The sequence below is a fragment of the Ruegeria sp. HKCCD6428 genome, from assembly GCF_013110595.1.
GTDB lineage: Bacteria > Pseudomonadota > Alphaproteobacteria > Rhodobacterales > Rhodobacteraceae > Ruegeria.
Genome location: NZ_WVQX01000006.1, coordinates 241,324 through 260,306, shown reverse-complemented (window position 1 = coordinate 260,306; position 18,983 = coordinate 241,324). Strand labels below are relative to the sequence as shown.

18 protein-coding genes are annotated in these 18,983 nt (G+C 58.0%); 10 read left to right on the top strand and 8 right to left on the bottom strand.

Going from position 1 to position 18,983, the window contains the following annotated elements:
- Positions 1-450 precede the first annotated feature (450 nt).
- Positions 451-2,070 carry a GMC family oxidoreductase gene (locus tag GS620_RS15210; protein WP_171616718.1) on the top strand — a complete coding sequence of 540 codons (1,620 nt, stop codon included), beginning with the start codon at positions 451-453 and terminating at the stop codon, positions 2,068-2,070.
- Positions 2,071-2,075: 5 nt separating this feature from the next.
- Here the strand turns inward: GS620_RS15210 and GS620_RS15205 are convergent, their stop codons facing one another.
- On the bottom strand, positions 2,076-2,921 hold the full coding sequence (locus GS620_RS15205) for an SDR family oxidoreductase (RefSeq protein WP_171616716.1): 846 nt from the start codon (positions 2,919-2,921) through the stop codon (positions 2,076-2,078).
- 88 nt (positions 2,922-3,009) lie between these two features.
- Here GS620_RS15205 and GS620_RS15200 point away from each other — a divergent pair, with 88 nt between their 5' ends.
- A complete protein-coding gene (locus tag GS620_RS15200; protein WP_171616714.1) occupies positions 3,010-3,642 on the top strand; it encodes a class I SAM-dependent methyltransferase in 633 nt (210 codons plus the stop codon).
- A 24-nt stretch (positions 3,643-3,666) separates the two neighbouring features.
- On the opposite strand, the gene GS620_RS15195 is transcribed toward GS620_RS15200, so the two are convergent.
- Positions 3,667-4,656, bottom strand: a complete 990-nt coding sequence (locus tag GS620_RS15195) for a sterol desaturase family protein (RefSeq protein ID WP_171330739.1) — start codon at positions 4,654-4,656, stop codon at positions 3,667-3,669.
- A 23-nt stretch (positions 4,657-4,679) separates the two neighbouring features.
- Complete coding sequence (locus GS620_RS15190) at positions 4,680-5,435, bottom strand: class II aldolase and adducin N-terminal domain-containing protein (protein ID WP_171616711.1); 756 nt, start codon at positions 5,433-5,435, stop codon at positions 4,680-4,682.
- 112 nt (positions 5,436-5,547) lie between these two features.
- On the opposite strand from GS620_RS15190, the gene GS620_RS15185 reads away from it, so the two are divergent.
- The 5 genes from GS620_RS15185 to GS620_RS15165 all read left to right on the top strand — a co-directional run bounded on the left by GS620_RS15185 (position 5,548) and on the right by GS620_RS15165 (position 11,022).
- On the top strand, positions 5,548-6,417 hold the full coding sequence (locus tag GS620_RS15185) for a LysR substrate-binding domain-containing protein (protein ID WP_171616709.1): 870 nt from the start codon (positions 5,548-5,550) through the stop codon (positions 6,415-6,417).
- 108 nt (positions 6,418-6,525) lie between these two features.
- Entirely contained in the window at positions 6,526-8,328 is a 1,803-nt protein-coding gene (ade, locus tag GS620_RS15180; RefSeq protein ID WP_171616707.1) for an adenine deaminase, read from the top strand.
- Positions 8,325-9,788 (top strand): AMP nucleosidase, encoded by a 1,464-nt coding sequence (locus GS620_RS15175; protein WP_152459674.1) that lies wholly within the window; start codon positions 8,325-8,327, stop codon positions 9,786-9,788. Before ade ends, GS620_RS15175 begins: the two co-directional genes overlap by 4 nt.
- Positions 9,789-9,918: 130 nt before the next feature.
- Positions 9,919-10,206, top strand: a complete 288-nt coding sequence (locus tag GS620_RS15170; RefSeq protein WP_117871130.1) for an HU family DNA-binding protein — start codon at positions 9,919-9,921, stop codon at positions 10,204-10,206.
- A 297-nt stretch (positions 10,207-10,503) separates the two neighbouring features.
- Entirely contained in the window at positions 10,504-11,022 is a 519-nt protein-coding gene (locus tag GS620_RS15165) for a CHAP domain-containing protein (protein ID WP_253283958.1), read from the top strand.
- 196 nt (positions 11,023-11,218) lie between these two features.
- Here the strand turns inward: GS620_RS15165 and GS620_RS15160 are convergent, their stop codons facing one another.
- Positions 11,219-12,415, bottom strand: coding sequence for a BCCT family transporter (locus tag GS620_RS15160; protein ID WP_171117252.1), 1,197 nt, complete (start codon positions 12,413-12,415; stop codon positions 11,219-11,221).
- A 182-nt stretch (positions 12,416-12,597) separates the two neighbouring features.
- On the opposite strand from GS620_RS15160, the gene GS620_RS15155 reads away from it, so the two are divergent.
- Positions 12,598-13,485 carry a DMT family transporter gene (locus GS620_RS15155; RefSeq protein ID WP_171616705.1) on the top strand — a complete coding sequence of 296 codons (888 nt, stop codon included), beginning with the start codon at positions 12,598-12,600 and terminating at the stop codon, positions 13,483-13,485.
- On the opposite strand, the gene GS620_RS15150 is transcribed toward GS620_RS15155, so the two are convergent.
- The gene (locus GS620_RS15150) at positions 13,461-13,982 is read right to left on the bottom strand and encodes a glutathione peroxidase (protein ID WP_152459672.1); all 522 of its coding nucleotides are present in this window, start codon (positions 13,980-13,982) and stop codon (positions 13,461-13,463) included. The two genes, GS620_RS15155 and GS620_RS15150, sit on opposite strands and share 25 nt — an antisense overlap.
- Positions 13,983-14,127: 145 nt before the next feature.
- Here GS620_RS15150 and msrB point away from each other — a divergent pair, with 145 nt between their 5' ends.
- Entirely contained in the window at positions 14,128-14,574 is a 447-nt protein-coding gene (msrB, locus tag GS620_RS15145) for a peptide-methionine (R)-S-oxide reductase MsrB (RefSeq protein ID WP_171616704.1), read from the top strand.
- Positions 14,574-15,086, top strand: coding sequence for a peptide-methionine (S)-S-oxide reductase MsrA (gene msrA, locus GS620_RS15140; protein WP_171233489.1), 513 nt, complete (start codon positions 14,574-14,576; stop codon positions 15,084-15,086). The genes msrB and msrA overlap by 1 nt, the downstream gene beginning before the upstream one ends.
- Positions 15,087-15,125: 39 nt before the next feature.
- Here the strand turns inward: msrA and GS620_RS15135 are convergent, their stop codons facing one another.
- The 3 genes from GS620_RS15135 to GS620_RS15125 all read right to left on the bottom strand — a co-directional run bounded on the left by GS620_RS15135 (position 15,126) and on the right by GS620_RS15125 (position 18,979).
- Complete coding sequence (locus tag GS620_RS15135) at positions 15,126-17,129, bottom strand: hydantoinase/oxoprolinase family protein (protein ID WP_171616702.1); 2,004 nt, start codon at positions 17,127-17,129, stop codon at positions 15,126-15,128.
- Between the two features lie 72 nt (positions 17,130-17,201).
- Complete coding sequence (queG, locus tag GS620_RS15130) at positions 17,202-18,239, bottom strand: tRNA epoxyqueuosine(34) reductase QueG (RefSeq protein ID WP_171206527.1); 1,038 nt, start codon at positions 18,237-18,239, stop codon at positions 17,202-17,204.
- Between the two features lie 74 nt (positions 18,240-18,313).
- The gene (locus GS620_RS15125; RefSeq protein WP_152459944.1) at positions 18,314-18,979 is read right to left on the bottom strand and encodes a glutathione S-transferase family protein; all 666 of its coding nucleotides are present in this window, start codon (positions 18,977-18,979) and stop codon (positions 18,314-18,316) included.
- Positions 18,980-18,983: the final 4 nt, after the last annotated feature.

Below are 18,983 nucleotides of genomic sequence, written 5' to 3'. Positions count from 1 at the left end.
CGTCAGGCCGTCTCTCCGACCCGTCAGCACCGCCTCAGCAGCGCCGGTGAAGGGGTATTTACGGATTAGGTCTGAGACCTGCAACCCCCATTTTCAAAAAACTTTGCATTTCGCGTCGATTTCTTGTGTTTGTTAACCAAAACAATAAGTTAACTTAACAAATCAAGAACTCCATGCCGCCTGGAACGTGCGGATATCCCAAGAAGGAACCACAAAACTTGCCCTTGCGGGGGAATCGAGAGGTTCGGCAGACAGAAACGACCTGCAAAACCTTTCTGCACCTTTCGTGCAGCCCGGACCTGACCATCAAGAAAAGGTTGGGTTACGCAAAAAACTGACTTTGGGTCACAGTTGTTTTTTTGCTCCATTAACGCACTCTCACCGGGAAGGTGGTAACCCTGCCCGACCAGTCAAGAAAACGAAATCGTCGCAAGAGGTGCGCAAGACAGCATGGATTTCGACTATGTCATCGTAGGCGGCGGTTCGGCCGGTTCTGTTCTGGCCAATCGCCTGAGCGAAGATCCATCCACAAGTGTCTGCCTGCTTGAAGCAGGTGGCGGTGGGAAAAGTCTTTTCGTCAGAATGCCTGCCGCTGTCGTGACCGCACTTCCGGGGCGCCCCAGAATCAACAACTGGGCCTTTGAAACGGTCCCGCAGCCCGGTCTGAACGGGCGCAGAGGCTATCAACCACGCGGCAAGGCACTGGGCGGCTCGAGCGCGATCAACGCCATGCTGTATGTACGCGGTCAGCGGCAGGACTATGATGGCTGGGCCGATCTGGGCTGCGACGGCTGGGACTGGGACAGTGTAGTGCCATATTTCAAACGGGCCGAAAACAATGAGCTTGGCGCAGACAGCGTGCATGGTGACAGCGGGCCGTTACAGGTTTCACGGCAAAAAGAGCCTCGTCCAATCACCCATGCGTTCATTCAAGCCGCACAGCAGCTGCAACACCGCCATACCGAAGACTTCAACCGCGGCGACAACGAAGGCGTCGGCCTGTACCAGGTCACCCAGTTTCACGACCCGGCAAAGAATGGAGAACGGTGTTCTGCGGCGGCTGGTTATCTTTTTCCAGTTTCCGACCGCCCGAACCTGAAGGTCATCACGCATGCACATGCCAGCAGGCTGCGCTTTGAAGGCAAGCGCGCGACGGGCGTTGTATACCGGGCGAAAGGCAAGGGCGCAGACATCACCATCCGGGCGAAGCGCGAAGTCCTGCTGTGCGCAGGCGCTTTGAAATCGCCACAACTGCTTCAGGTTTCGGGTGTTGGTGCAACGAGCGATCTTGAGCCGCACGGAATCGCTGTTCACCACGAACTGCCTGGCGTGGGGCAAAACTTGCAGGATCATCTGGATTTCGCGTTGATCTTCAAAACCACGGACACCGACAATTTTGGTATCGGCCCCGCAGGGGCAGCGCGGTTGTTGAGACATATTCAAAGGTGGAGCAAGACGGGCGTCTCGATGGCGGCCACCCCATTTGCCGAAGGCGCAGCGTTTCTGAAAACCACCCCCGATCTGGAGCGTCCCGACATTCAGCTGCATTTCACCATCGCAATGGTCGATGATCATGCCCGCAAACTGCATTACGGGTACGGGTACAGTTGCCATGTTTGCAAGCTGCGACCGGAAAGTCGGGGGACCGTAGGCCTGAACAGCGCAGATCCCATGGCGGCCCCCGCCATCGATCCGGGGTTTCTGTCGGACAAACGCGATCTGCAAACCATGATCAAAGGCGCGCGAATGGCGCGGGATATCCTCAACGCGCCAGCTTTGGCCAAGTATCGGCACAAAGAACTGTTCGGCACCGATACCGCCCAGACCGATCAGGATTGGGAGGAGCACATCCGCGCCCGCGCCGACACGATCTATCACCCCGTGGGCACCTGCAAGATGGGCGTAGACGAAATGGCGGTCGTCGACCCCCAGCTTCGCGTACGAGGGCTTGAAGGCCTGCGGATCGTCGATGCCTCGGTGATGCCGACATTGGTGTCGGGCAATACAAACGCACCCACCATCATGATAGCCGAAAAAGCGGCCGACATGATCAAAGCGGCGGCGATGTAACGGCGCTACTTGCCTTTCATCAGGGCTTCCAACCCGACACGGTAATTGGGATAGATCAGATCAATACCCAGTTCTTCCTTGATCCGGTCGTTTCGAACCCGCTTGTTTTCGTTGTAGAAACTGCGCGCCATCGGCGACAGATCGGCGTCGTCGAACCGGACCGCAGGAGGCAGGGGCAGACCCTGCAACTCGGCAGCATAGCCTATGACATCCTGCGGCGGGACCGGTTCGTCGTCACATACATTATAGACCCGTCCCGGATTCGGCTTCATCATCGAAGCTTCCAGGATCTGCGCGATGTCTTCCACATGAATGCGCGAGAACACCTGCCCCGGCTTGATAATGCGCCGCAACCCACCACGCTTGAGCTTGGAAAACGGCCCGCGCCCCGGCCCGTAGATACCCGCCAGGCGGAAGACATGAACAGGCAGGCCCGGAATGGCCGACCATTGCGCCTCGGCCAGCATACGCCATCTGCCGCGCTTGGCGGTCGGTGCAGGTGGTGTGTCCTCATCCACCCAGCCACCCTGATGGTCGCCATAGACGGCCGTTGTCGACAAATAGCCCACCCATTCGAACTGACTGGACCGCTTGGCGATTTCACCGCCCAGCGCCGCCAAAACCGGATCACCCGCTTCAACTGGCGCAGTCGAGATCAGCAAATGGCTCACCCCATCAAGGTTCGGTGCCTCACCCGGCCAGATCAGCGGCTCGGCGCCAGAGGCCCGAATTGCGGCCATCCCTTCACGGTCTCGCGTCGTGCCAACAGTTTTCCAGCCTTTCGGGGCAAGGTTTCGGGACAGGGCCTGGGCAGAATAGCCATGGCCGAAGGAAAAGAGCGTCTTGGTCATGCCCCTTTGATGATCTGCGCCGTACCGGGATGCAAGCGCCGCATGGACGCACTTGAATCGAATCTTCGAATGCGCCTTTCTGTTGGTCATGAGCAAAAAAACACCTGACCTGCATTCGGCCTACGCGCTGAGTTCTCCGGACGAGAACAGACAGCTCTATGCGGAATGGGCAGGAGATTATGATGACGGTTTCGCCGCGCGCGAAGACTATCAGCTTCACACCCACACGGCGCGGGCATTTGTCGGCGCGGGCGGTCAGGGGCCCATTCTGGATGTCGGCGCAGGAACCGGCCTGTGCGGCGCGGTGCTGTCGGCGCTAGGCGTCGGACCCATTGATGCAACCGACATCAGCGCAGAGATGCTGGATCAGGCGATGAGCAAGGACATTTACCGGGACGCGATCGAAGCGGACCTGACCCGAGGCATTCCGGTGCCCCGTGAAAGCTATTCCGGCATCGTCTCTTCCGGGACCTTCACCCACGGCCATCTCGGCCCCGAGGTCTTTCCCGCGCTTTTGCGTGTCGCACGGCCTGGTGCGCAGTTCGCTCTTTCGATCAATGCCCGTCATTTCGAAAAATTGGGTTTCGCAGAAAAACTGCGTCAATTGGAACAGGGTCAAATTCGAAATCTGACCCTGCCCGAAGTTCGCATTTATGGCGATCTTGCTGCTGGCCCCAACAAAGACGACACGGCGTTCATTTCTTTGTTTGAGCGGGTTTAAACTAAGGCGATCACGCCGAAACCATCAGGTGTACATCTGCTTTTTGTACGCGCGCGTACGCGTTGTCGCCTCAGCCGAGCCATCGTGGTAGGTGCCGAACCACTTGTCGAACGGGATTTCGGACGTGCCGTAGTTGCACTCGAAATACCTGTGATGAAGCTGGTGGAAGAAATCCCCAGCTCGCGCAGCCTCGGTTTCGCCAGCTTTCAGTTTTTCGAACCCTGAATGGGACAGAACCGGGCTGATCTGCTGGAATGAACTGTGAAACAGCAGATGCAGCGGATGAGACGGCACAATCAGGTGGATGAAGTAGGTGGTGAAATACAGCAGGTTTTCATACCAGTGGTTCGAAATCCCAGACCAGGGCCCGATATTGACATTGCGGTGATGCACGGCGTGGACGTGTTTGTAGAGCTTTGGGTGATGCTCTAGCCGGTGCACCCAGTAAAAGTGCAGGCCAGACCACATCGGAATGAACATCATCCAGACCACAAACCAAACCGGAGCTTCAGCCCAGGTGATCGTCGGCGCCCAGCCGTTGGCCATCGCCCAGTAGATGATCCACTGGTAAACAGTGGCAACCGTCATGGCGCTGCCCAGCGTCCACCAGATATTGTCCCAAACCTGATTGCGGAAAGTAAACGTTCCGTTGTTCCGTGTCAGATCCCGGCGGTCGAACTTTTTATACATGCCCTGCCCTTTTCGCATGTAAAGCCACCAATGCAGCCCCCCAGCCACCAGGATTTGCGGCACCATGTTCAACAGCCAGATCCGGAACATCCAGCCGGGTGCAAAGCTCTGCATCGTCTCTAATGCAGGGAAAAAGAAGGCATAGGCAATTATCGCCAGAACCATGCACAAGGTCAGGGACGTGATCTGCAACCACGCGCCGCTGTACCATTTCAGCACTGCCGCCGGGCGCGGTGGCCAGCTGAACAAAGGGTTCAGACCCACGGGACCTTCGGGGTGATAGTGCCAGCGGGCGGTTTCGGGATCCGGGGCGATATCCGTCATGATGCTCTCTTTGGGATGTGCAGTCAGGTTGCGTAGTCTGATTCCTCTGCGTCGAGAATCGCCTTGATCTCACGCAGGTGCGCCTCGGCCTGATCGGGATAGTCATCCAGCTCAAACGCTGTTTTTTCGGCAATCTCATCCGACAAGACACGCAGGGGCCGCCCGGTCTGCAAGGCACGAATGTAGGTTTCGGCCGCGCGTTCGAAATAATACAGCCTGTTGAAGGCATCCGCAGGGTCGCTGCCGATGACCAGAACACCGTGATTGCCCATGATCATGACCTTCTTCCTGGGATCGGACAGCATCCCTGCGCAGCGCTCACCCTCGCTTTCAAAGGCCAGACCTCCGAATTCTTCATCTACCACGTAGCGGTTGTAAAAGGTCGCCGTGTTCTGATCGATCGGCGGCAATGAACTGTCGGCCAAAGAGGCCAGAACAGTCGCAAAGATCGAATGCACATGCATGACGCAACGCGCATGCGGGCAGTGGCGGTGGATTGAACCGTGCAGCCCCCAGGCTGTCGGGTCCGGCGCGCCAGGTTGTTCCATCACATTCGGGTCATTGGCATCCAGCAACAATAGATCCGAGGCACGAATGCGCGCGAAGTGCACCTGATTGGGGTTCATCAGAAACTGCGTGCCGTCATCATTCACCGCCAGGCTGAAATGGTTGGCAACCGCCTCATGCATGTTCAGCCGGGCCGTCCAGCGGAAGGTGGCGGCCATATCCACGCGCTCGGACCAATGGTCGATATTGGGACGAAGACTGGTGAGGCTCATGCTTGGCTCCTTTCGCGGCTGGTCGTGGCCAAACCTGCATGGGGCCCGGCAGTTTGACCAACGAAAAAAACGCAACTATCCCATTAGCTGAACTTATACCGAGGTTATGTAGATGCAGAACTCGCTTCCTCCGCTGGGCTGGTTGCGCACTTTCGAAGCCGCCGCACGCCATCTCTCGTTTACCGGCGCGGCACGAGACCTGAACATGACGCAAAGCGCCGTCAGCCAGCAGATTAAATCTCTGGAAGGGCATCTGGGGCAGCCACTGTTTCTGCGCCGCCCCAAAGCTCTGGAACTGACCGAGGCCGGAATCACCTATCTGCCAGTTGTGCGAGAGGCATTCCGGACACTGATGCGCGGAACCCGGGCGGTTACCGGCGCGCAACCAAACGCGGTTCAAGTGCAATGCAACATCAGCTTTGCCGTCAACTGGCTGGCCCCGCGCCTGCCGGCGTTTCGGGCGGCACATCCACATGTTCAATTGAACGTCTTCACCGAGCTTTGGGAACCGCGCGAAATGGCCGAAGGCGCAGCGGTCGAGATTCGGTTCTCGCTTCGTCCGTCCGACACGGTCCGAACCGAAATTCTGCGCACCGAACACTATTATCCGGTCTGTGCACCAGATTATCCGGTTTGCTTGGAAAACCTTCAGGAACAGCCACTTTTCGACTGCTCCAACCTGCTGTCCAACTGGCCAAGCTGGGCGGAAGATCAGGGTCTGAATTGGGAAAATCCGCCGATAACCTACGCGACGACCTATCTGGTTTGCCTGTCAGCGGTCATGGCTGGCGGTGGTCTTTGCCTGGCACATGACACGATCGCCAGTCATCTGATCAAGCGCGGTCAGCTGGTCGCGCCGTTCAAGCACCGTGCGCGAATGCCCGAGTCCTACTATCTGCTGCTGTCGCCGCAGGCCGAGGACACACCCGGCGCCGTGGCCTTTGCCAACTGGGTGCGGCGTGAGATCGGATCTGTTGCGTAAAGGGAAACGCGCGCGCCAGAACCAAAAGACGTGCCCAACATGTATGAGGAATCCCCAAGACCGAAGAACCGGGGTTGCACCCGCTGGCGCATTCGTGAAAGTTGAGCCATGGAATACACACCTTTCCCAAGCTGGCCCGATGTCGCCCCCAAATTGATCGCAGTTGCAGCCGGACGCGAGGCGGCGGACATGGTCATTCAGGGCGGAATCTGGGTGAACGTACACAGCCGCGAATTGTTGCCCGATCATTCTGTGGCGATTGCTGCCGGGCGCATAGCATTCGTCGGACCGGATGCCTCGCATTGCGTGGGTCTGGATACGGAAATCATCGAAGCACAAGGGCGCTACATTTTGCCCGGCTTGTGTGATGCGCATATGCATATCGAATCCGGAATGCTCACCCCAGCCGAATTCGCCCGTGCCGTCATCCCGCATGGAACCACCAGCATGTTCACCGATCCGCATGAGATCGCCAATGTGCTGGGTCTGGACGGCGTGCGGATGATGCATGACGAAGCCATGATGCAACCGGTCAATATTTTCACCCAGATGCCATCCTGCGCGCCATCCGCACCGGGGTTGGAAACGACGGGCTATGAAATCACACCCGAAGACGTGGCCGAGGCAATGAACTGGCCGGGTATCATCGGGCTGGGCGAGATGATGAATTTCCCGGGCGTGATCCACTGCGACCCCAAGATGCTGGCCGAGATTGCAGCCACTCAACGGGCCGGGAAAACGGTCGGAGGGCACTATGCTTCGCCTGATTTAGGGCCTGATTTTGCGGCTTACGTCGCGGGTGGCCCGGCGGATGATCACGAAGGCACATGCGAGGCCGACGCCATTGCACGGGTTCGGCAGGGGATGCGCTCGATGATGCGTCTGGGGTCGGCCTGGTATGATGTGGAAAGCCAGATTACGGCCGTGACAGAAAAAGGGCTGGATCCGCGCAACTTCATTCTGTGCACGGATGACTGTCATTCCGGCACATTGGTGAATGACGGGCATATGAACCGCGTCGTGCGCCATGCCATTGCTTGCGGATGTGACCCCTTGGTCGCGCTGCAAATGGCGACGATCAACACGGCAACGCATTTCGGGCTGGAACGCGAGATCGGTTCCGTTACTCCGGGGCGGCGGGCGGATATCATCCTCAGCTCGGATCTGACCGAACTGCCGGTTGAGATCGTGATAGCCCGCGGGCAGGTTGTTGCGGAAAACGGGGCAATCAAAGTGGATTGTCCACATCTGAACTGGCCCGAAAAATCGCGCAATACCGTTCATCTGGGGCATGCGCTGACGTCGGCCGATTTTGAGATCAAGGCACCGGAAGGGGCCAACAAAGTTCAGGCCAACGTCATCGGCGTGGTGGAAAACCAGGCCCCGACCAAGGCATTGAAGGCCGAATTGCCGATCATTGGCGGGCTCGTCGAGGGCGAAGGCGAAGTGTGCCAGATCGCGCTGGTCGAGCGGCACCAGGCCACAGGGGGCGTCACCAACGCTTTTGTTTCGGGCTTTGGCTATCAGGGAAAGATGGCCATGGCCTCGACCGTGGCACATGACAGTCATCACATGATCGTCGTGGGTACGGACCGGGATCAGATGGCGCTGGCCGCCAACCGTCTGGCCGAAGTGGGCGGTGGCATCACCTTGTTCCGAGACGGGCAGGAACTGGCACTGGTCGAGCTGCCCATCGCAGGCCTGATGTCCGACAGCCCCGCCGCCGAAGTCGCGGCCAAGGCCGACAGGATGGTGCAGGCGATGCAGGACTGCGGCTGTCATCTGAACAACGCGTACATGCAGCATTCATTGCTGGCGCTGGTCGTGATTCCCGAACTTCGAATATCGGATCTCGGGTTGGTCGACGTACGCACATTCGAAAAAATAGAACTTCTGGAACCATTGGCATGACCACACTCCTGACACCGCAAGCACCCGCGCCAGAACAGTTTACCGATCCCGCCGCCGCTGTTGCACGGTTGGAAGAGCTGTATGTGCAGGCCACCGATTTCCTGTGCGACAGCTTTGCGGACGCCATGGAAAATGGGGCACCTGCCGCGCGATTCAGAGCCTATTATCCGGAAATTCGCATCAAGACCTCGACCTATGCCCAAGTCGACAGCCGCCTGAGCTTTGGTCATGTGTCTGAACCTGGTGTTCATGCCACGACAGTGACGCGTCCGGATCTGTTCAGATCCTACCTGACCCAACAGATCGCCCTGTTGATCAAGAATCATGGTCAACCTGTGACAATTGCGGCGTCGGACACGCCGATTCCGGTGCATTTTGCCGTGGCAAACAATCCCGATCTGGTCGTGCCTCATCAGGGCGCGGCCGACTTCACCCTGCGCGATGTGTTTGATGTTCCGGACCTGACAACCACCAATGATGACATCGTCAATGGCGTGCATGACCATGAAGATGCCGTTGGACCCTTGTCCCTTTTCACCGCCCAGCGCGTGGATTATTCGCTTGCCAGATTGGCACACTACACCGCCACCGACGCTGGTCACTTTCAGAATCACGTGCTGTTCACGAACTACCAGTTCTATGTCTCGGAATTCGAGAACTACGCCCGAGAACAATTGGCGGACCCTGCCAGCGGCTATACCAGCTTTGTTTCAACCGGCAATGCCGAGATCACGGACCCAAAGGCACCTATCGAACAACCGCTGAAACTGCCGCAAATGCCGACCTATCACCTGAAGCGCAAAGATGGTTCGGGGATTACTTTGGTGAACATCGGAGTTGGCCCATCCAATGCAAAAACCGCCACCGACCATATTGCCGTTCTGCGCCCGCACGCGTGGCTGATGGTTGGCCATTGCGCCGGGTTGCGCAATACGCAGGCATTGGGCGATTTCGTTCTGGCCCACGCCTATCTGCGCGAAGACAAGGTTCTGGATGACGATCTGCCCGTCTGGGTGCCGATCCCGCCTCTGGCTGAAGTTCAGGTGGCGCTGGAACACGCCGTGGCCGAGGTGACGAAACTGGAAGGGTATGAGCTGAAACGGATCATGCGGACCGGTACCGTGGCTTCGGTCGACAACCGAAACTGGGAATTGCGCGATCAGTCCGGACCGGTCCAGCGCCTCAGCCAATCCCGGGCAATCGCGCTGGATATGGAAAGTGCCACCATTGCCGCAAACGGCTATCGGTTCCGCGTTCCGTACGGCACTTTGCTGTGCGTGTCGGACAAACCCCTGCACGGAGAATTGAAGCTGCCAGGCATGGCGTCTTCGTTCTATACCACTCAGGTCAGCCGACATCTGGCCATCGGCATCAAGGCGATGGAGCATCTGCGCGGCATGCCGTTGGAGCGTTTGCACAGCCGGAAACTGCGCTCCTTCGACGAAACGGCCTTCCTCTGACGCAAAAAAGCAACGTTTTCCCCATATTTTTAGGGGTTTCAGCGCTACTATTCGTTGTGTTTGGCCACAATATCCCGTTACAGTTACGCGGTGAGGCCCTATAGATCGGGCACGTTAAGGAGACCAAGAAATGGCAAAGCCTATGACAAAGACTCAGCTGGTTGCTGCTCTCGCTGAGGAAATGGGAACCGACAAGAAATCCGCAAACTCCGCGCTGGAGGCCATCACCGGCCTGATTACCCGCGAAGTTTCGGCCGGTGGCGCAGTGACCCTGCCCGGCGTCGGCAAAATCTACTGCCGCGAGCGGCCCGAGCGTCAGGTCCGTAACCCGGCCACTGGTGAAACCTTCACCAAAGAGGCCGACAAGGTTGTGAAAATGACCATCGCCAAAGCGCTGAAAGACAGCGTGAACGGCTGATTTCAGCTTTTCAGGACAACGATAAAGGGCCGCCTTCGGGGGGCCCTTTTTCTATCGTCTCGAATATGTTGTGCCTGCCGGGTTTGAACCCGCTTCGCACAGCATGTTTCGGCCCGGATATTCGCCACCCAAGTGAAAATGCGCCTTCAGGGTCAGAGAACTGGCAAAATCTTGCCGTGCGTTGACGGGCCTCTTTTCAAGGCTTGTCCGATCACCTTACAACTTCGTCAATCTTCGAACCGGCAATGAAGCATTTTGCAAAACAGCGTCTGTAGAAAGAAAAAGACTTGGCCGCGCTTGTCCGGCAGCACCCGTTCCGCGATTGCGGTGGGTCTTATCACTCTTGTCTCTGCCTGCGCGCAAAACACCACCAATGAAAATCTCGACCCTGAACGTCAGTTGATGGCGTTGCAAGAGGTCTCGAAAAAGCGGGCCAGAGGGCAAAGAGTATGGTGCGTGCCCTACGCCCGAGACCTCAGCGGTATTGAAATTCGCGGCAACGCGAAGGACTGGTGGGGAAGGGCGCAGCAAGTGTTCGAGCGCGGCAAGGAACCGGTTGTTGGTGCGGTTATGTCGTTTCGGGCGACCCGCGGAATGCCCCTGGGCCATGTGGCTGTCGTATCCGATATCGTCACCGACCGAGAAGTCATCGTGAATCATGCCAACTGGCACCGAAACAAGGTGTCGTTGAAGATGGGCGTCAAGGATGTCTCAAAAAACAATGACTGGACGTTGGTTCGGGTTGAAAGCCAACCGGGCCGCTACGGCAATCCCTACCCGGTAAACGGGTTCATCTATCCGGCGGTTGACGAGTAGCCTTGCCCAACTTCATTTCACGGGCGGGTTGATTGCAACGCGGGCAACATTCCTTTTGATCGTACCGTAAAGGCAGCCGCCGCCCGGGTTGGGATGTCGCGCGTCTGAAAAGACCGCAGATTGTCCAAAGCTGCGATATTGTCGGTAAAAAACGGGCAGCAGAGGTGCCCGTTTCTGTTCCGTGTCTCTGGTCCGGTCAGTGGACCGTTTCAACCTTGTGGAAGTCCAGATCACGATCTTCTGGCATCGAGTCGATGCTCAATACCTCCTGGCGTTTGGTGATCAGGATATAGACGACACAAGCCAGATACAGTCCAACTACGACCGCTCCGATCCACTGGATTTGCAGCCACTGGCTTTGGAACAGCAGGGTCAGGACAAACAGCAGTGCGACGTTGCCCGCCACATAGATCGCCTTTCCGAACCGCTCGACGGTCAGGTTCAGGTTGTCGGTGTACAGACGGATCAGCGAGTCCAGAGAGTTGATCACGAACGTTACACCTACGATCACCATCGCAATGTTGGTGATGCCAGCGGTACTGATGCCGTTCAGGTGGTAATAATAAAGTACAGTGAACCAGATCCCCAGCGGGATCGACGGGAAGATCAACAGCGCGGCCAGCAACTGCCACGTGGTCAGACCACCCACAAAGCGCGACGTAAACTGTCCGATCATGATCGACCATGCAAACCACCAGAACAGGTAGAACGCGTGATAGTCGGTCAATGGCAGGACGAACTTGTGCAGGTTGGCGAAATAGGCGCCGATATTGCTGCCGGTTTCCACGAACCCGGTCACGCCCATACCTGCGGCTGCCCACATGCCCAGAATCAGGGCAAGGAACAGAAAGGTCGAACCGACGGACAGGATGCGAACGTATTTCAGATCGGTCGAGGAATAGGCCGCCGCCAGAATGACGACAAACACGATGATGTAGAAGGTGGTAACGACGGATTCACCATCTCCGACCTCGGGCAGATAGCCGGGCAGGTAGATCAGGAACAGGCTGGCGGTGAAGGCGCATGTGCCAATGATCACCACGTTGTTGATCAGCTTGACCAGCGGGATCTCAAAGAACTTCACGCGGGGTTCTATCACGCAGAAGTAGAAGGCCGTCAGGAAATAGAAGGCCCAGATCAGAAAACCCCAGAATCCGAATTCGATCGCCAGCGGGTTGGCAAAGGCATAGGCCGGGTCCTCGGCGTATCCTCCGAATTCGGTCAGTGGAAACATGATCAGGCCGACATCCAGGCCGGATGTGAACAGAATCGCGATGAACGTGAACAGATGAACCGGTGTCACGCCGACACAGCGCAGGTTCCACCATTTCACGACGAAGAAAGCGACCAGCCCCAATGCCAGCAGGACGCCGAACGATAGAATGTACTCCAGAAGCACCGACAAACCTCCCTTGATATGTCAGGTCCTGCCGCCGATATCTTTAATTGGCCAGTCAATCAATAAAATCATGCGCAAGACTTTTCTTGCATCACGCATGTGTCTTTTTTGACGCGCACCGCTTGCGACCGATCCCAAAATCAGGAACAGTCCGCGCAAAGTGACAGGGGGTCTCCATGGATCTGCGCGCCATAGCCATGGGGCTGACATTTGCCCTGATCTGGTCATCTGCCTTTACCTCGGCGCGTATTATCGTGGCGGATGCGTCCCCTCTGTTTTCGCTGGCCTTGAGGTTTCTGATCTCCGGTGTTCTGGGGGTCATGATAGCTCGCGCGATGGGGCAAAGCTGGCACCTGACCCGAAACCAATGGCGCGCAACGATATTGTTCGGAATCTGCCAAAATGCCCTTTATTTGGGTCTAAATTTCTATGCGATGAAAACGGTCGAGGCTTCGGTCGCGGCCATAATCGCATCCACCATGCCCTTGTTGGTGGCGCTGGCGGGGAGGTTGATTTTCGGCGAAAAGCTGCGGCCACTGGGTGTTTTGGGTCTGTTCGCCGGTTTCGCCGGAGTCGCCCTTATCATGAGCAGCCGGATCAGCGCGGGCGTTGATATGTTCGGGGTCGCGCTTTGCGGTTTGGGTGCTCTTGCCTTGACCTTTGCAACCTTGGCCGTTCGCGGTGCAACATCCGGCGGGAACTTCATGATGGTCGTCGGCTTGCAGATGCTGGTTGGTTCAGCCGCGCTGTTTGCGGCTGCTCCGGTCTTTGAAACCATCTACATCCACCCAACGCTGCCACTGGCGCTGGCCTTTACCTACACAACCATTTTCCCCGGTTTGCTGGCGACACTGATCTGGTTCCTGCTGTTGGACCGGATCGGAGCCGTTCGGGCCGCCACCTTCCACTTTTTGAACCCTGTGTTTGGCGTCACCATCGCTGCGATCCTGCTGGGCGAGAAGCTAGGCGCCATGGATGCGGTTGGCGTCACGGTTACAACCCTTGGCATTCTTGCGGTTCAGCTTTCACGCCAGCCCGTTCAGGGCAGCAAAGCTTCGACCTGAGACAGCAGTTTGCGGGAATCGGGTTTTACATTTGACCCGAAAGTCGCCGCAACTTCACCCTCAGGATCGATCAGGATCTTGTTGAAGTTCCACTTGGGCGTGAACCCGGTCTGCGCGGCAACGGCTTTGTAAAACGGGTGGGCGTCAGCCCCTTTGACCGGAGTGATATCCGTCATCGGTAAAGTCAGCCCATAGTTCATCTCACAGAACTGTTTCACCTCTTCCGCGGACCCAAGTTCCTGATTGAACGAATCCGACGGAACCGCAAGAACGACCAGCCCTTTGCCGGAATAGGCCTCATGTACCTTTTGCAGAGCCTTGTATTGCCCGGTAAACCCACATTGTGACGCGGTGTTGACCACCAGGATGGGTTGGCCGCGCCACTCTTCGATGGCCAATGTGCCTCCGTCGATCGAGTCGAACTCACCAGTCAGCGGCGCCGCCTGAACGGCGCGGCCCAGCAAGATCAGGGCAGTCAAAAGCAGCAATCTCATCATGTCTTGTCCTCCCTTTCATCCTGATACGCGTGACTTTGTTGTTCAGATCACTTGCACGACTGCGAGAGCGGTTTGAAATATCGCTTTGCTTTCCTCCCCGCAGCCCCCAGATAATGGCGCAAACACTACTTCAGCCGGAGGATCCATGACTCGCTATACCAAAGACCCCACGGCCATTGCTGCGCTTTCGCCCGAAGAGTTTCACGTCACCCAGCGCAGTGGTACAGAACGTCCGGGCACCGGGAAATACCTGAACAACAAGGAACCCGGCATTTATGTGGATATCGTATCGGGTGAACCGCTGTTTGCCTCGACCCACAAATACGAATCCGGGTGCGGCTGGCCCAGTTTCACCAAGCCGATCGTGCACGAACATGTCGAAGAGTTCCGCGATACCACGCATGGCATGATCCGGACCGAGGTTCGCTCGAAACACGGCGACAGCCATCTGGGGCATGTCTTCCCTGACGGTCCGCGTGAACATGGCGGTTTGCGGTACTGCATCAACTCTGCCTCGCTTCGGTTCATTCATCGGAATGAGATGGAAGCCGAAGGTTATGGCGAATACCTGATTCATGTGGAGGATATTTGATGACCGAGCAACGCGCTGTACTGGCCGGGGGCTGCTTCTGGGGGATGCAGGACCTGATCCGCAAACTGCCGGGCGTGTCGCGTACGCGTGTCGGCTATACCGGCGGTGACGTGCCCAACGCGACCTATCGCAACCACGGCACCCACGCGGAAGGGATCGAGATCTGGTTCGATCCGTCTCGGATCAGCTATCGCGACCTGCTGGAATTCTTCTTTCAGATCCATGACCCGACCACGGTCAACCGTCAGGGCAACGATATCGGCATGAGCTATCGATCTGCGATCTACTACGTGGATGACACCCAGAAACAGGTGGCCCTGGACACCATCGCCGACGTGAATGCCAGCGGCTTGTGGCCCGGAAAAGTCGTGACCGAGGTCGAACCTGTCGGAGAGTTCTGGGAAGCCGAGCCAGAGCATCAGGATTATCTGGAGCGGATTCCGAACGGCTATACCTGCCACTTCCCGCGTCAGGATTGGGTCCTGCCCAAACGCACAAGCGCAGCAGAATAAAGCACCACCTGCCCGGCCCCTCTGAAGCTTTCAGGGGGGCTAGCCCGCGGCCACCCGTGGACGTCCGCTTGCCTCGACCGTGATCAGGGCCTCGACAAATACATCCTTTGCCTCGACTCGCGCGGTTTTGATGTCACGATCCACGATCACGCGAATGTCTTCTGCGCCGGCTTCTCGTACTGCGCCCTCTGCTTCGGACATCAAAACCTTTTCCAACAGGGCCAGGGCGTCCTCTGACGCGGCGAAATCCTTCGGGCCATCCTCCAGATGCACACGGTATCGCCCTTCCGCCGGGGATGTGACCGTGCCCGAGCGACGCAGGGTCAGTCGCCCCACGACAGCACCAATCGCATTGGCCACGCCCGCATGTTCCGGCAGGATCATCCGGCAATGCAGCCGCTCACCTACGGCAGGGTAGTAACTGGGGGCCGACGCCCCAAGGCCAACCACATCCACATTCAAAGCCGCGCTCAGCGACAGCAACCCACGGTGTTGTGCCAACCCGCGCTGTGTCAGCACATGACGCGCCAAATCATGCGGCGGCAGACCAAAACCAACCTGTTCTTCGTCAAAAGCAGCCTCTAACAAAGTCAAACTGGTCTGTTCCGTCAATTGATCCACGATCATCTGGGCCAGCGCTTCGGGAGAGTTTGCCAACATATCCCCTGACCCGACCCGTTTGCGCGCCATCAGGTTCAATGCCTTGCGCGCCGCATCGACATCCCAGGCACGAACCCGCCCCAACACGTGGCTGGCATCAGATGGCGTAACCCCCGACACCTGGATGATTCCGCGATCGACAAGGCGCATCAGCGCCCCGTTCTCCATCCGCGACCGCAGCAGGGCGCTCAGGGGCAGAACGTGATCTCCCAGCCTCTCCAACAGGCTTTCTTCCCGCGCACCTACTCCTTCAGCATGGATGCCGGGCACGCGGCGGGCAAAGCGCGTATCATGCTCGCCCACGGTCGTGGCCCGCAATTGTTCATCCAGTACTGAATGCACAACGTCGGGTGCTTCTGATGCGATCAGCGAAACGGGCAACACGCGACGCGGGCCCAGGAAAACACCGCCCCGCAACCCTTCGGTCGCAACATGAACCTGACTGTCGCCGCCCAGACCGTGGGTTCGCATCGCCACGGCTTCGACCATGGTGCGAAACCCACCCACCTGCGCCCCGGCCGGGTCGATCGCGGGCTTTCCGTCCCGGATAAGCGCCACATCAGTGGTGGTTCCCCCGATGTCCGAGACCAGCGCATTCTCCGCTCCGGTAAGCCACCGCGCCCCGACGATAGAAGCCGCAGGCCCGCTGAGGATAGTCTCAATCGGCCGTTCCCGCGCCTGTTCCGCGCTCATCAGGGCGCCATCCCCGCGCACCACCATCATCGGTGCCGAAATCCCCAGCGCGTGCAGCTGATCCTGTGCACGCCCGATCAGTCGGTCGATCATCCCGATCAGCCGCGCATTCAGCACAGCCGTCACCGCGCGTTTCGGACCATTGAGCTTGGCGGACAAATGATGCGAACAGGTCACTGGCGCCCCGGTTCTTTCCGAGATCATGCGCGCCGCTTCCAACTCATGCGCCGGGTTGCGGGTGGCGAACTGGGCAGCAACCGCAAAGCCGGAAATCCCCTTATGCGAGTTCAAAAAGGCCTCAAGCGCTGCGATATCCAAGGCCGCAGCCTGCCCACCGGAATGGGTATGCCCACCGGCAATCACCAGGGCCGGATCGCCTTTCAACGCCTCTTTCAACCCGTGTTTTTCAAGATCACTGTCCTTGAACCCGATATAGATCAACGCGACGCGGCCGCCCTGCCCCTCGACCAGAGCATTCGTGGCCAGCGTCGTCGACAATGACGCCATCGAGATCTGATCCGGCGTGACCTGCGCCTCTGCCAGCACAGACGAGATCGCCTTGCCCACACCAATCGCCAGATCGGCCCGGGTGGTCAGCGACTTGGCCGAGGCGATGACCTCTTTCTCATCCCTGATCAATACCGCGTCGGTATAGGTCCCGCCCGTATCTACCCCCAAAGACACCGTCATCGGGTCCTCCTCACTGTTCGCTGGGGATGGGTGTAGCGGTTATGCACGACACGTCCACCCTGTTTGCGGCAATTATGACAGTTGTTCCACCGCCCAGCGCGCCGCCTCTGCCACGGTCTCATCCGGGTCTTCCAACAGACGCTGAGCCACTGTTTTCAGTTTCGGCTGTCCCGAGTTTCCAATGGCATACAGAACATTGCGCACGAACCGGTCCCGGCCGATTCGTTTGATCGGCGAGCCGGAAAACTTTGCACGAAAAGCAGCATCGTCCAGCGCCGCCAGTTCTTCCAAACCGGGCGCTTTCAGATCGTCCCGGGCGGCATAGCGCATATCGCTCGCTGCGACGGCAAACTTGTTCCATGGACAGGCCGCCAGACAATCGTCGCAGCCATAGATCCGATTGCCCAACTTTCCGCGCAGCTCATGGTCCACCGGGCCTTTATGCTCAATGGTCAGGTATGAAATGCACCGCCGTGCATCCAGTTGATACGGGGCCGGAAACGCATCGGTCGGGCAACTGTCCAGACAGGCGCGGCACGACCCGCAATGATCGATCTCTGAATTGTCCGCCGGTAGGTCCAGAGTAGTGAAAACAGACCCTATAAAGGCCCAATTTCCCCATTCGCGGCTTACAAGATTGGTGTGCTTGCCCTGCCACCCCAGTCCGGCGGCATATCCCAGCGCCTTCTCGGGAACCGGAGCGGTATCGACGAATACCTTTACCTCACCTCCGGCTTCGGCAATCAGCCATCGCGCCAAGCGCTTCAGCCGCTTCTTGACCAGATCATGATAGTCCTTGTTCTGCGCATAGACCGAAATTGCACCACGATCCGGGTGTTTCAGGATCTCCGTCGGGTCATGTTCCGGCGTATAGCTTTCAGCCAACATGACCACCGATTGCGCCTCGGGCCAAAGCGCGGCAGGATCGCCACGCCAATGCGTGCGCTCGGCCATCCATCCCATTTGCCCGTGGTACCCGGCGTCCAGATAGGCTCGCAAGCGTTTCGGCACCTGTGGAACATCCCAAGGGCGGCACACGCGACAGGCAACAAACCCCTCTGCCTGGGCTTGTTGCACCAGCTTTTCCTTAAGATCCGATCCGCTCTTCATCTGGCCAAAATATCCTCGGGGGGAATCGCGCCCTTGGCGCGATGGGGGGCAGACAGCCCCCCTTGCGCACCCTATCAGAAATCCAGATCAGCGTAATGGGGCGGCGGTCGGAACCCCGGCACCTGATCCGCCAGAATTGACCGAAATGCCGGTCGAGACTTGATCTTGGCATACCAGTCCTTGACCACCTGGCTGCGGTTCCAGTCCACGTCCGAGATGTAGTCCAGCGAAGACAGATGCGCCGCGGCCGCGAAATCCGCCAATGTCATCTGATCCCCGGCCAACCAACGGCGGTGATCCAGCAGCCACGCCATGTAATCCAGATGGTATTTGATCGCCTTGGCACCCTGTTTGACGTTCTTGCTGTCCGGATACCCCTGTCCTGTCACCTTTTTGTTCACTCGCTCATACAACAGCTTCGATGTCACCTCGTGGTGAAACTTGTCGTCGAACCACCCGACAAGGCGTCTTACTTCAAACCTGGCTTCGGGGGTTTTCGGCATCAAAGCTGGCTCTGGGCGGGTTTCTTCGATGTATTCGCAGATCGCAGCGCTTTCCGACATGATCTGCCCGTCCAGACGCAACACGGGTACTTTTCCCGCCGGGTTGCGCCGCAGAAAATCAGGATCCTGTTCCCAGTATCGCTCTTCTACCAGCTCAACCTCGATCTTCTTCTCCGCCAGCGACAGACGGACCTTGCGACAATACGGAGAGAGGGGAACGTGAAACAGACGCGCCATGGAC